Source organism: Mesorhizobium sp. M0664 (assembly GCF_040320565.1).
Lineage (GTDB): Bacteria > Pseudomonadota > Alphaproteobacteria > Rhizobiales > Rhizobiaceae > Mesorhizobium.
The window spans coordinates 304,898-318,713 of the sequence record NZ_JAMYPW010000002.1; the positions used below are offsets into that span (position 1 = coordinate 304,898).

Below are 13,816 nucleotides of genomic sequence, written 5' to 3' on the forward strand. Positions count from 1 at the left end.
CCGGATCTCCGCTTGATGGACGATGTCGTAATCGGGATCGACGCCTCGACCACGGCCGTGAAGGCGATTGCCTTCACCCGCGCCGGCGAGGAGCTGTTCCAGGCGCGCGAGACCTATCCGCTTTCAAATCCGAAGCCCGGCCATTTCGAGCAGGAGGCCGAACAATGGTGGACGGCGCTGCTTGGCGCATTGAAGCAGGTCACCGAGGCGGTCGGCACTACGCGGGTGGCGGCGATCTGCATCGCTCACCAGCGAGAGACCTTCACGCTGGTGGACAGCGCCGGCAAAGCACTCATGCCGGCGATCCTGTGGCTCGACGAACGCGCCCGGCCGCAGGTTATCAGGCTTTCGGCCGAACTCGGCCGCGAGGCGATCCGCGACTGGAGCGGCAAGCCGCCGGACCCGACGCCGGCGCTCTACGCCATTGCCTGGCTTGCCGAGCACCAGCCGCAAGTGCTTCGCCAGGCAGCGGCACTGGTCGACGTGCACGGTTTCTTCGTCCAGCGGCTGACCGGGCGATTGGTCACCAGCACCGCAAGTGCGGATCCGCTCGGGCTGCTCGACGTCGAGAAAGGTACCTGGCATCCCCGCCTCGTTGCGGCCGCCGGACTGCAGATGGAGCAATTGCCCGAGCTGGTCGCGCCAGGCGTGGTCTGCGGCAGTCTTTCCGCAAGCATAGCGCAGCTGACCGGCCTGAGGGCCGGCACGCCGGTCGTTGCCGGCGCTGGGGACGGCCAGGCGATGGGCCTCGGCATGGGCGTCTACGGCGAGGGCAAGAGCTATCTCTCGCTCGGCTCCGGCGTGGTCAGCGGCTGCTATTCCGGCAAGGTGAAAACCTCGGACGCGTTTCGCACGCTGGTTTCGCCGACCGGCTCCGGTTTCATGCTGGAGACCGTGCTGCGCTCGGGCATGCAGCTGGTCGACTGGATCGTGCGAACCACCGGTTCGCCCTCGGCGGCAGCGCTGGAGAAAGTGGCGCTGGATGTTGCCGCGGGCAGCGAGGGCCTGCTCATCATGCCCTATTGGGCCGGCGTCATGAGCCCGTATTGGGACGGTGCGGCGCGCGGCGCCATTGTCGGCCTGTCGCTCGATCACCGGCCGGAGCATCTCTTCCGCGCTGTCCTGGAAGGCATCGCCTTCGAGCAGGCCGTCGCCACCGAGGCCATGGAAGCCCAGGCCGGCGGACCGGCGGCGATGATTGCCGCCGGCGGCGGCACCAATTGCGCGCTGCTCATGCAGATCATGGCAAGCGTGCTCGAGCGGCCGCTCTCGGTTTCGCCGGTCAACGAAGCCGCCGCACTCGGCGCTGCCATGCTGGCGGCAGCGGCTGTCGGCTGGTTTGCCTCGCCGGAAGCCGCCGCGCAGGCAATGGCTGCCGCTCCCACCAGGCATGTCGATCCGGTCGACGGGCTTGTCGCCGCCTATCGCCGCCGCAAGGAAATCTACCGCGACCTTTATCAGGCGACGCGCGACATCCACACCCGCCTCAGCGCTCTCGGCGAAATCTAGCGGTTGAGCAGGCCCTTGGCCGCGTCTTCGTCGGTGATCAGAACCGATACCTTGGTGTTGGCGAGCGCAGCCCGCATTACCGCTACCTTTTCGCTGCCTCCCGACACCAGGATGATGCTCGGGATATCCGACAGATCCTGCAGCGGATAGGCGCAGACGCGGCGGTTGACCTCGTGGTCGACCGGGCGGCCCTCGGCGTCGATGAAATGACACAGAATATCGCCGACGGCACCGGCCGCCTGCAGTTCCTCGAGTTCGCTTGGCTTGATGAAGCCGTAATTGGCGATCGGGCTGTCGTTGGAAAACGAGCCGACGCTGAGCACGGCGATGTTTGCCCGGCGTGCACGGAAGACGACGTCCTGAACGCTGCGCTGGCTCATGAAAGCGTCGCGCTGCTCCGGCCTGTCGGCATAGACCGGCACCGGCAGCAGGAAGCACTCCGCACCGATCTTTTCGGCGAAATCCCAGGCGCTTTCTGTCGGGTTAAGCGGCTGGGCATGGGTGAGGCCGCCAAGCATCGAAACCACCGTCGTCCTGGCGATGGGCCGCCGCGGCAATTCATTGATGGCGAATTTCAGTGTCCGCCCCCAGCCCAGTGCGATGACATCGCCGGCATTCACATGGTCGGCCAGGTAGGCGGCGGCGGCGTGGCCGATCATCAGCGGCGCGTTGCTTCGGTCGGCCGCCGACGGCACCACAACAGCCTGGCTGAGCCCGAACCGCTGCTTGAGGCTTTCCTCCAAAATCACGCATTCGACGACGCTGTCGCGGATGCGAAACTGGACGACACCCTCTTCGCGGGCGGCGGAGAGAATGCGATGCACCTTGATGCGGCCGACGCCGAGAATTTCGGAAATCCGCTCCTGTGTAAGACCCTCGACATAATAGTGCCAGGCGGCGCGGGCCTTGAGTTCGGCGTCGGGGAAGCGCGGGGCTCTTTCGTTCTCTACGATCGTCATCTGTTTGCCTTGCCGCAGCCGCCGGCTCTGCTCATGATATTCCAATCCGGCGACTTCGAAATGCCCAAGATTTCGGAGACCTTGCGTAAGGCAAACCGGCGGACAGCGCAAACCCGTCGTCGAATGAAGCGGCAGGCCTTGACAATTTTCCGACGAACAGTTTAGCTGAACAAAATTGCATGTTAAAGATAAATTGTTCACAGGGAGGGGCCTGGTGAACAAAGTGGCCCGGTGATGCAGCGCCGGATTGCTGTGGAGGAGACAAAGTGGCTGTGAGCAACGACGCAAGCAATTTGAAGGCAGGCGAGTTGAAGGCAGGCTCTGGCGCGCAGGCTACGGCGGGCGCAAGGTTTTCGGCTGTCTTTGCCGGAACCATGGGTCCGCTGATCGGGCTGGCTCTGCTGTGCCTGGCGCTCTCGCTGACTACCGACACGTTCCTGACCATCCGCAACATCCTCAACGTGCTCGACCAGGTCACCGTGCTCGGCATCATGGCGATCGGCATGACGCTGGTCATCCTGATCGGCGGCATCGACCTGTCCGTCGGCTCGGTGCTGGCGCTGGCTTCCATGGTGATGGGCTTCGTCGCCCATCCGGACTATCTCAATCTCGGCCTGCCCGCCGGCATCGCCGCGGCCCTCGTCGTCGCCGGTCTTTGCGGCCTGGTTTCGGGCCTGCTGGTGACGGTCACCAAGCTACCGCCCTTCATCGCCACGTTGGCGATGATGTCGGTGGCGCGCGGCCTCGCCAACATGATCACCGACGGCTCGCAGATCGTCGGCTTTCCCGACTGGTTCACCAGCCTGTCGATAATCCGCCATTTCGGCTTCCTCTCGGTCACCGTCGGGCTGATGATCGTGCTTGCCGTCATTTTCGCGATCTTCCTGAATTATCGCGCTACCGGCCGTAGCCTGTACGCAATCGGCGGCAGCGCCGAAGTCGCCCGGCTGTCCGGCATACCGGTCAAGTCGCTGACAAACTGGGTCTATGCGATCTGCGCCGTGCTGGCCGGTCTCGCCGGCATCGTGCTTGCCGCCCGGCTCGATTCCGTCCAGCCGAGCTCCGGCCTTGGCTACGAACTCGACACCATCGCGGCGGTGGTGATCGGCGGCGCCAGCCTGTCGGGCGGCGTCGGTTCGATCGGCGGCACAGCCATCGGCGTCCTCATCATCGGCGTGCTGCGCAACGGGCTGAACCTGCTCGGTGTCTCGCCCTTCATCCAGCAAGTGGTTATCGGCGTGGTGATCGCGCTGGCGGTGGCCACCGACACGTGGCGGCGCCGAGCACAATGAAGAATGGGGCACAATGAAGAATTGGGCTCAATGAGATTCGCCCCGATATTCGGGCGAAAACGGATCGGTGATCCGAAACTGGGAGTTGTTCGGCCAAGGGGCGCCGCGATGCGCGGGCAGGACAGATTGAACATCAACGGAGGAATAAACATGCTGACCAAACGTTCATTGCTGCTTGCCGCCGCGGCCGTCATCCCGCTGCTTGGCCTGTCCGACATGGCCTCGGCCAAGGAGGCCAAAAAGCTCGGGCTCGCCGTCGCCAATCTGCAGGCCGACTTCTTCAACCAGATCAAGCAGTCCGTCGAAGCCTACGGCAAGGAAAAGGGCATCGAGGTCGTTACCGTCGACGCCAAGGGCGATTCGGCGACTCAGGTCAGCCAGGTGCAGGACCTGATCACGCAGAACATCGATGCGCTGATCTATATTCCGGCCGGCGCCACCGCCGCCACCGTGCCGACCAAGACCGCCAAGGCTGCCGGCATCCCGGTCGTCAATGTCGACCGCAACGCCGATGGCGCGCCCGGCGATACCTTCATCGCAACCAACAGCGTGGCATCGGCCAAGGCGGTTTGCGACTACATCGCCAAGCAGGCCGGCGGCAAGGGCGAGCTGATCATCATCCACGGCCAGAAGGGCACGACGCCCGAAGTCGACCGCTCGAAGGGCTGCGGCGAAGCGCTGAAAGGCTATCCCGACATCAAGGTTGTCGGAGAATTGTGGAGCGAAGGCTGGCACCAGGACGAAGGTTTCAAGCTGACGCAGGATCTGTTGCAGTCGCACCCCGACGTGTCGATCGTCATCGGCCAGGCCGATGCGCTGGCGCTCGGTGCGGCGCAGGCGGTCAAGGTCGCCAATCCCGGCCATAAGGTCTGGGTTGCCGGCTTCGACGGCGATGTGGCGGCGCTCAAGGCACTGAAGGACGGCGTCTTCGACGTGACCGCGACGCAGCAAACCCAGGGCATGGGCCGGCTCGCCGTCGACGCAGCAATCAAGCTGGTGGCCGGCGAGACCATTCCCGCCGAACAGCTGCAGGATGCGACGCTGACCACCAAGGACAATGTCGAGCAGTTCATCGCCAAGCATCCCTGATTGAGACCAGTCCGGCAGTCGACGAGCGCAACGATGTCCACCGATCCTCGCCACACGCACAGCCCCCATAACGGGCTCGTCGTCAGCGGCCTCTGCAAAAGCTACGGGCCGGTGCAGGTCCTGGCCGATGCGAGCTTCGAGGTGCGGCCGGGCGAGGTCGTGGCGCTGCTTGGCGAAAACGGCGCCGGCAAGTCCACCGTCTCGAACATCATCGCCGGGTCGACCAAACCCGATGCCGGCACCATCACCTGGCGGGGGAACCCTTATTCCCCCGCCAATCCTGCCGCGGCGATCGACGCCGGCATCGGCATGATCCACCAGGAGCTGAAGCTCTTGCCCGATCTGTCGGTCGCCGAAAACGTCTATGTCGGGCGCCTGCCGATGCGTGGCGGCCGCATCGACCGCGCGGCAATGAACGCACGGGCATCGGCCCAGTTGAAGCGCCTCGGCCTCGATGTCTCGCCCGAGCGCAAGGTGCGCACGCTGCGTATCGCCGCCCAGCAGCAGGTCGAGATCGCCAAGGCGCTGACGCTCAATGCCGAGCTGCTGATCTTCGACGAACCGACGGCGGCCCTTGGCGGCGAGGAAACGGAGCTCCTGTTCCAGCAGATCCGCAAGCTCAAGGCGGAAGGCATGTCCTTCATCTATATCAGCCACCGGCTGGACGAGATCGCCCAGATCGCCGATCGCGTGGTGGTGATGCGCGACGGGCGCATCGTCGCCCGGCACGAGCGCGCCGACATTCCGGTGCGCACCGTCGTCGAACAAATGGTCGGCCGCAGTGTCGAGCGGATGTTCCCTACGATATCGGCGCCGGGCAACGACACGCTGCTCGAGGTCGAGAACCTGTCCTCGCCGGAACGCAGCTTTCAAAATGTCAGCTTTTCAGTGCGGGCCGGCGAAATCCTCGGCATTGCCGGGCTGATCGGCGCCGGACGCACGGAGCTGGTGAGGGCGATCGCCGGTGCCGATCCGATCTCATCGGGATCGGTGCGCGTCGCCGGCAAGCCGGTGCATCTCAATGGCCCGGCGGCGGCGATCAAGGCCGGCGTCGTCCTGGTACCGGAAGACCGCAAGGCGCAGGGCGTGGTGCTCGACCAGACGATCGGCGAGAACCTGGCGATCGGCAATTTCGACCATGTGGCGCCGAATGGCTGGGTGTTTCCGAAGGCAGTGCAGAAATTCGCCGAGGCCGGCATTCGCCGGCTTGGCGTCAAGGGCCGGCCGAACCAGGCGGTCAGCAAGCTTTCAGGCGGCAACCAGCAGAAGGTGATCATCGCCAAATGGGTGTCGCGCCCGCCCAAGGTGTTCATCCTGGACGAGCCGACGCGCGGCATCGACGTCGGTGCACGCGCCGCGATCTATGATGTCATCGCCGACCTTGCCCGCTCCGGCATGGCCGTGGTGGTGGTGAGCTCCGACCTCGAGGAAGTGCTCGGCCTGTCACATCGCGTGCTGGTGCTGAGCCGCGGCCGGCAACGCGGCATTCTCGACCGCAGCGAAGCAAGCAATATCGCCGTGATGGAACTCGCCACGAGCTAGGACGCCCATCGAAACAAAGCGCAGCAGGTGGTATCCTCCCGGGCACCAGACCGCGCGGGGCGCCAGCAACAGAGTTGGCGCCCCTTTATTTCCGGAGGACGGCGGTTGGAGCAGAGGGACCGACGATGAAATTATTCGACCTTCATGGTGACGTGGCACTTGTGACAGGCGCCGGCAGCGGCATCGGGCAGGCAATCGCCATTGGGCTGGCCGAGGCCGGCGCCGACATAGCCTGCTTCGGCCACGCCTCGAAAGGCGGGCTGGAGGAGACCGCGCACCGGATCACGGCACTCGGCGGCAAGGCGCTTGTGCTGAACGGCACGGTGACTTCAGAGGCCGATCTCGCGGCCGCGATCGAGCGTACGGAGATGGAACTCGGCGCGTTGACCATCGCCGTCAACAATGCCGGCGTCGCCGGAGCTGAGCCGGCTGAGACGCTGTCGCTGGAGAAATGGCAGAAGCTCTATGACGTCAACGTCAGCGGCGTGTTCCTGTCCTGCCAGGCCGAGGCCCGCGCCATGCTGACGCGACGCAAGGGCTCGATCATCAACATCGCGTCGATGTCGGGCTCGATCGTCAATCGCGGTCTGACCCAGGCGCATTACAATTCGTCGAAGGCCGCGGTGATCCACATGTCGAAGAGCCTCGCCATGGAATGGGCCGATCGCGGCCTGCGCGTCAATGTCGTCAGCCCCGGCTACACGCTGACGCCGATGAACAAGCGGCCGGAGGTCGCCGACCAGGTCAGGATCTTTGAGCGCGACACGCCGATGGGCCGCATGGCGGCGCCGGAAGAGATGGTCGGCCCGACCGTGTTCCTGGCCAGCCGCGCCTCGAGTTTCGTCACCGGCATCGACCTGATCGTCGATGGCGGCTTCGTCTGCTGGTAGGAGAAAAGATGCAGAAGCGATTCCAGGGAAAAACGGCGGTCATCACCGGCGCCAGCGGCGGCATCGGCGCGGCAATGGCCAGGCGCTTCGCGGCGGAAGGTGCCGCGGTCGTCGTCAGCGCCATCGACGCGCGCGTCGAAGAGGTCGCCGCCGATCTCAAGGCTGCGGGCGCCAGGGTCGCATCGCTGCGCATGGATGTGACGAAGAAAGACGAAGTCGTCGCCCTCTATGACCTGGCCGAGCAGGAGTTCGGCCGCGTCGATATCTCCGTGCAGAATGCCGGTGTCATCACCATCGCCAGGATCGAGGCGATGACCGAGGCCGAATGGGACAAGGTGATGGCTGTCAACACCAAGGGCGTGTTCCTGTGCTGCCAGGAGGCGATCGCGCGCATCCGCAAGCATGGCGATGGCGGCCGGCTGATCAACACCGCATCCGGCCAGGCGCGGCAGGGCTTTATCTACACGCCGCATTATGCGGCCTCGAAATTCGGCGTCGTCGGCGTCACCCAGAGCCTCGCCAAGGAAGTGGCGAAGGAGAAGATCACCCTCAACGCGATCTGCCCCGGCATCATCGACACCGATATGTGGGCCTATAACGATGCCGCATGGGGCAAGTTGATGGGCGACTACAAGCCCGGCGAGCTGATGGCCGAATGGGTGAAGAACATCCCGATGGGCCGCGCCGGCAGCGGCGAGGACGTCTCCGGCCTGGTCAGCTTTCTCGCCAGCGACGATGCGGCCTACATCACCGGCCAGACCATCAATGTCGATGGCGGCCTGATCATGTCGTGAGCGGCGCGGGCCGACGTACCATCGACCGGATATGAATGCCGCTTCGCTGCGTTCAGGCTGCTCGGCCCGCCCGAGCCAATCCATGTTCCACGAGCCGGTCGATGATTTCGGAATAGCTGACGCCGCTTGCCGCCATTGCCTTGGAATACATGCTGATGTCGGTGAAGCCGGGGATGGTGTTGATTTCATTGACCAGGAACTGCATGTCCGGCGTCAGAAAGAAGTCGATGCGGGCCATCCCGTCACAGCCGACGGCTCTGAAAGCCCTTGCGGCCACGTCCCGCATGCCTGCCTCGACCTCCGGCGGCAGATCGGCCGGCACTCTTAGCGCCGCGCCGTTCTCGTCGATGTATTTGGCATCGTAGCTATAGAAATCGTGGCTTTCGGCCGGCACGATCTCGCCTGGCCGCGAGACGAACAGGTTGCCTGCCGGGTCCTCCAACACGCTATATTCGATCTCGCGCCCACGAATGAATTCCTCAGCCAACAGCTTGCAATCGTGCCGGAAGGCTTCAGCAAGCGCTCCATCGAATTCCTGGCCGGCATGGACTTTTCCGACGCCGACAGACGATCCCTGACGCGCCGGTTTGATGAAGAACGGCAGGCCGAGCTCGCCTTCCAGTGTGGCGAGGGCGGGCGCCGCACCTTCATGGATCGTCACTGAGCGCGCGATTGGCAGCCCCGCCGCTTCCAGGAGCCGTTTGGCGATGTCCTTGTCCAGCGCGGTTGCCGAACCCAGGATGCCGCAGCCGGCGAGCGGCACCCGAGCCACCTCGGCCACCCCCTGTACCGAGCCGTCTTCGCCATGAGGGCCGTGCAGTACGGGAAACAGGATGTCGATCTTCGGCAGGTCATAGGGCGTGCCGTCGGCCGGGATCGCCATCATCCGTCCGTGCCCGCCCGGAACCAGGCAAACTTCCAAACCGCCCGCAGGCTTTGCGAGCGTACCATCCTGGAAGCTGCTCAGCAGCCACTGTCCTTCGCGCGTGACGAAGATTGGGACGGCATCGTATTTGGCGGGCAGCAGCGCACGCATGACATTGGTTGCTGAAAGCACCGAAACGTCATGCTCGGCGGAACGTCCGCCAAAGAGCACGGCGATGCGCAGTCTGTTCAAGGAAGAGGTCTGCTGCATTGTATCGGTACCCTATCTTGCGGCTCGCATACGGGATGATCGGCAACCTTGGCTTTTTTCGAACCGATCTGCGGGTCCATGTAAAAAGACGGGCCGTGAAATTGGCACCGGCGTTATTCGTTGCGCGACATGACCGTTGGTATATATAATTTCATCTCATGAAAGTGGCTCTGGGCGAGTTGCGGAGCCAACAGCCGAGATCATGGGACTTTGATGGTTTGCCCCTCAAGACCGGCGATCGATCCGTGGATGACTGCTTTGGCAGCAATCCTTCGGCAGTCATGACGCGGCCGGTCCCGCCACATCTTCACCAATTTGGGCACCACCCCCGTTTTGCGCCGGCATCCGCTTCGGCAGCATTGTGGCGCCTACGGCCTTGCGCAACGAGCAGCTTTTCCAACACAATCAAAAAAAGACGCAAGAAGGGAACTAACGATAATTTCCACCAGAGCTTGACAGGAGAACAAGCATGTCACTTCGGAGCATGATTTCGAATTTCTCAATGGGAGCCTTAACACTTGCCGCAGCCGCACTGACATCTTCGGCCTATGCGGCGGCGCCGGAATCCAACGACCCGATCAAGATCGCGCTGTTCGATTGGACCAGCGTCAATCTGAACGCCAAGATCCTCGGCGGCATCCTCGAAAAGCTCGGCTATACCGTCGAGTATCCGACCGCCGACTATCTCTCCAGCCTGACCACCGGCCTGACCAATGGCGACATCGATGTCGGCCTGGAATTCTGGGACACGACGGCCGGCGAGGCGATGAAGGCCTCGGACGCGACGGGCCAGACCGAACGCCTCGGCAAGCTCGGACCAAAGGCCAAGGAAGAATGGTGGTTTCCCGAATATATGAAAGAGAAATGCCCCGGCCTGCCGAACTGGGAAGCGCTGAAAGACCCGAAATGCGCCGAGGCCTTCTCGACGGCCGAAACCGCGCCGAAGGGGCGTTATCTCGGCGGACCCGTGACATGGGAAGGTTTTGACGACGAACGCGTCGAGGCGCTGAAACTGCCCTTCACCGTCATCCATGCCGGCACCGACGCGGCGATGTTCGCCGAACTGGACTCGGCCTATCAGCGCAAGGCGCCGATCATGCTGTGGATCTATTCGCCGCATTGGGCGCCAGCCAAATACAAGGGCGAATGGGTCGAATTCCCCGACTATACGACCGAGTGCTACACCGACCCGAAATGGGGTGTGAACCCCGACGCGAAATATGACTGCGGCAAGCCGCATGGCGAGATCTGGAAATATTCCTGGGCCGGCATGAAGGACAAATGGCCGGTCGCCTACAAGGTCGCGAAAAACTACACGGTCGATACCGACGAGCTCAACAAGATGAGCGGCGAGATCGATCTCGAAGGCAAGACGCCGGAAGACGTCGCCGCCGCCTGGATCGCCGCCCACGAAGCCGACTGGAAAGCCTGGGCCGAGTGACCGTCTGACTGGAAACGCGACGACCCGGCCATTCAGGGCCGGGTCTCGATCCCCTATTCCAGAAGGACGATTGCATGAGCGATACGATTGAACAGGCGGTGAAAGCAACGGGCAAGGATGCCCGCCCGATAAAGCTTGGCTGTCGCAATGTCTGGAAGCTGTTCGGGGCGGACGCGGCCAATTTCATCCGCCGGCGCGACGGCAAGGCCAGCCTGGCGGACATCGCCGCTGCCGGACTGGTTGGCGCGGTGCGCGCCGTCGATCTCGAAATCCGCCAGGGCGAGATCTTCATCATCATGGGACTTTCGGGGTCAGGCAAGTCGACGCTGGTGCGCTGCATGTCACGGCTGATCGAGCCGACCCACGGCAAGGTCGAGTTTGAAGGCAAGGACCTGCTCAAGATTTCCGATGCCGCGCTGATCGAGCTGCGACGCCATCGCATGGGCATGGTGTTCCAGAATTTTGCCTTGCTGCCGCATCTCAACGTACTGGAGAACATTGCCTTCCCCCTCGGCATCCAGGGGCAGGACCGGCCGACACGCGAGAAGCGGGCCCGTGAAGTCATCGAGCTGGTTGGCTTGCGCCGCCGCGAGCATTTCTATCCGCGCGAGCTTTCCGGCGGACAGCAGCAGCGTGTCGGCATCGCCCGCAGCCTCGCCACGAAGCCGGAAATCTGGTTCCTCGACGAGCCGTTCTCGGCTCTCGATCCGCTGATCCGCCGTGAGATGCAGGACGAGCTGATGCGGCTGCAGACCATGCTGCACAAGACCATCGTCTTCATCACCCATGATTTCGACGAGGCCATCCGGCTGGCCGACCGGATCGCCATCATGAAGGACGGCGAGGTCATCCAGATCGGCACGCCGGAAGAGCTGGTGGTCAACCCTGCGACCGACTATGTCGCCGAATTCACCCGCGATGTCGATCGCGCCAAGGTGATCTCGGCGCGCCGCCTGATGCGCGCCTGCGACGGCGCCGAGTACGGCGGCACGGTCGCGCCGGATGCCAAGATATCAAGTTTTTCGGCAGATATCGTCTCTGCCGGCAAGCCCTTCGCGGTGGTCAACGGCACCGGCAAGCCGATCGGCGAAGTCACGCCGCAGGCGGTGGTCGATCTTCTCGCCGGCATCGAGCGTCGTGGGGCCGGCGGATGACCGTCACGGCAAGCGCCAGCGCAGCGAGGCCCCGGCCGGTTCAAACCTGGCTGGCGATCTGGGCCTGTGCGCTCGCCGCCGTGCTTATTGTCTTCCTGCTGCAGGAAAGCCTGCCCTGGGCGGTCAATTACCCGGCCGGCGCGATCGTTCCTGTCGCAGACTGGGTCGGTGCGCTGATGAATTGGGTGAAGTCGAACTTCTCCTGGCTGACCCGCTCGATCACCGCGGTGCTTGGCGTGCCGCTCGATTTCGCGCTCGCTCTTCTGGCCAAGAATTTCAAGATCGGCCATGGCGCGGATATGATCGTCTTGCCGCGCCTGTCCTGGGTCGGCGTCTGCGCTGCCGCCTACCTTGCCGGACGCGCCGCCGGCGGCTGGAAGCTGGGTGCGCTGGCCGGCGGCTGTTTTCTCTATATCGCGCTGTTCGGGCAGTGGACCAGCGCCATGCTGACGCTGGGCTTGATCTCGATCGCCGTGCCGTTTTGCATTGTCACCGGGCTGTTCGCCGGCATCTGGGCATGGCGCAAGCCTTGGGCGGAGAGGTTGTTGATCTCCCCTGCCCTCGATCTGATGCAGACGATCCCGACCTTCGCCTATCTGATCCCGATGCTGCTTCTGTTCGGCAACAGCCCGGTCTCGGCAATGATCGCGACGGCAATTTTCGCGACGCCGCCAATGGTGCGGGCGACGATGCTCGGCCTGTCGCGGGTGCCGTCAGAGATCGACGATTTCAGCGAGATGGCCGGCTGCACGGCACGGCAGAAGCTGTGGCGGGTGCTGTTGCCGTCGGCGCGGCCGACATTGATGGTCGGCGTCAACCAGGTCATCATGCTGGCGCTCAACATGGTGATCATCGCCTCGATGATCGGTGCCGGTGGGCTCGGCTATGACGTGCTTTTGGCGTTGCGCGCACTCAAGGTCGGCGAGGCGATGGAAGCTGGCCTCGCCATTGTCGCACTGGCAATTGCACTCGACCGGCTGAGCCAGGCGATCGCGCACAATCACGCCAAGGGCAATGTCCGCCACCAGGCCAGCACCAGTTTCTGGCGGCGCTATCCCAATCTGGCGCTGGCCGTTGCCATCCTCGCCGTCGCCACGCTGCTCGGCCTGTTCGTGCCGGCGTTCGCCGCGGTGCCGAAAGCGATCACCTTCACCACCGCGCCTTTGTGGAAGGCGGCGGTGAACTGGATCACCATCAACTTCTTCGACACTATCGAAGCGTTCCGCGTGGCGCTTATCCTCAACGTGCTGAACCCGGTGCGCGCCTTCTGCGAGGGTTTTCCGTGGCTGGGCGCGGTGTGTCTCCTCGGCCTTGCCGGCTACCAGCTCGGCGGCTTGCGCCTCGCCGCCCTGGTCGCGGCTTTGACAGCGTTCTGCGCCGTCACCGGACTTTGGGAAAAGACCATGGCGACCGTCTATTTGTGCGGAATCTCGGCCTTTGTCGCCTGCCTGATCGGCATCCCGATCGGGCTGATGGCATCGCGCAGCGACCGCTTCGAAAAGACCGTCACGCCGGTCATCGACACGCTGCAGGTGCTGCCGTCGTTCTGCTTCATCATTCCGGTGGTGATGCTGTTCAGGGTCGGCGACGTCACCGCGATGATCGCCACCGTCGCCTTCGCCGTGGTGCCGGCGATCCGCTACACCAATCACGGGATCCGGCAGGTGCCGCCGGCGCTGATCGAGGCGGCGAAGGTTTCGGGCTGCACCAGGCGCCAGACCTTCTTTCGCGTGCAGCTGCCGCTGGCGTTGCCCGAGATCATGCTCGGCGTCAACCAGACCATCCTGATGGCGCTGGCGATGATCATCATCTGCGCCATGGTCGGCACGCGCGATCTCGGCCAGGAGGTGTTCATCGCCCTGTCCAAGGCCGATTCCGGCCGCGGCATCGTCGCCGGCCTGGCCATCGCCTTCATCGGCATCGTCGCAGACCGGCTGTTCAACGCCTGGACGGCGAAGGCTCGGGCAAGGCTGGGATATAGTCCGGAATAGGACGGCCTCAGGAAGCTGCC

General features: G+C 63.9%; 11 protein-coding genes. 9 read left to right on the top strand and 2 right to left on the bottom strand.

All coding sequences use genetic code 11. From position 1 onward, the window contains the following. The first annotated feature begins 15 nt into the window (after nt 1-15). Entirely contained in the window at nt 16-1,509 is a 1,494-nt protein-coding gene (locus NKI39_RS04205) for a xylulokinase (protein ID WP_352830790.1), read from the top strand. Here NKI39_RS04205 and NKI39_RS04210 read toward each other — a convergent pair. Further along, nucleotides 1,506-2,468: a sugar-binding transcriptional regulator gene (locus NKI39_RS04210; RefSeq protein ID WP_352473400.1), complete on the bottom strand. Its 963-nt coding sequence runs from the start codon at nt 2,466-2,468 to the stop codon at nt 1,506-1,508. The genes NKI39_RS04205 and NKI39_RS04210 overlap by 4 nt on opposite strands. A gap of 308 nt (nt 2,469-2,776) precedes the next feature. On the opposite strand from NKI39_RS04210, the gene NKI39_RS04215 reads away from it, so the two are divergent. The 5 genes from NKI39_RS04215 (at nt 2,777) to NKI39_RS04235 (ending at nt 8,075) form a co-directional block, all read left to right on the top strand. Continuing rightward, entirely contained in the window at nt 2,777-3,760 is a 984-nt protein-coding gene (locus tag NKI39_RS04215; RefSeq protein WP_502895673.1) for an ABC transporter permease, read from the top strand. Between the two features lie 150 nt (nt 3,761-3,910). Beyond that, nucleotides 3,911-4,849 (top strand): sugar ABC transporter substrate-binding protein, encoded by a 939-nt coding sequence (locus NKI39_RS04220; RefSeq protein ID WP_023674026.1) that lies wholly within the window; start codon nt 3,911-3,913, stop codon nt 4,847-4,849. A 33-nt stretch (nt 4,850-4,882) separates the two neighbouring features. Further along, nucleotides 4,883-6,391 carry a sugar ABC transporter ATP-binding protein gene (locus tag NKI39_RS04225; RefSeq protein WP_352502024.1) on the top strand — a complete coding sequence of 503 codons (1,509 nt, stop codon included), beginning with the start codon at nt 4,883-4,885 and terminating at the stop codon, nt 6,389-6,391. A gap of 125 nt (nt 6,392-6,516) precedes the next feature. Further along, the gene (locus NKI39_RS04230) at nt 6,517-7,281 is read left to right on the top strand and encodes an SDR family oxidoreductase (RefSeq protein ID WP_352502025.1); all 765 of its coding nucleotides are present in this window, start codon (nt 6,517-6,519) and stop codon (nt 7,279-7,281) included. Nucleotides 7,282-7,289: 8 nt separating this feature from the next. Next, nucleotides 7,290-8,075, top strand: coding sequence for an SDR family oxidoreductase (locus tag NKI39_RS04235; protein ID WP_352830792.1), 786 nt, complete (start codon nt 7,290-7,292; stop codon nt 8,073-8,075). A 52-nt stretch (nt 8,076-8,127) separates the two neighbouring features. Here NKI39_RS04235 and NKI39_RS04240 read toward each other — a convergent pair whose 3' ends face one another. Further along, nucleotides 8,128-9,210 (bottom strand): D-alanine--D-alanine ligase family protein, encoded by a 1,083-nt coding sequence (locus NKI39_RS04240; protein WP_502898543.1) that lies wholly within the window; start codon nt 9,208-9,210, stop codon nt 8,128-8,130. Nucleotides 9,211-9,679: 469 nt separating this feature from the next. Between NKI39_RS04240 and NKI39_RS04245 the strand changes: the two genes are divergently transcribed. From NKI39_RS04245 to NKI39_RS04255, 3 genes are all read left to right on the top strand, one after another. After that, nucleotides 9,680-10,651, top strand: a complete 972-nt coding sequence (locus NKI39_RS04245) for an ABC transporter substrate-binding protein (protein WP_352473408.1) — start codon at nt 9,680-9,682, stop codon at nt 10,649-10,651. Between the two features lie 74 nt (nt 10,652-10,725). Continuing rightward, complete coding sequence (locus tag NKI39_RS04250; protein WP_352830796.1) at nt 10,726-11,805, top strand: quaternary amine ABC transporter ATP-binding protein; 1,080 nt, start codon at nt 10,726-10,728, stop codon at nt 11,803-11,805. Beyond that, nucleotides 11,802-13,796, top strand: a complete 1,995-nt coding sequence (locus tag NKI39_RS04255) for an ABC transporter permease (RefSeq protein ID WP_352830798.1) — start codon at nt 11,802-11,804, stop codon at nt 13,794-13,796. The genes NKI39_RS04250 and NKI39_RS04255 overlap by 4 nt, the downstream gene beginning before the upstream one ends. Nucleotides 13,797-13,816 lie beyond the last annotated feature (20 nt).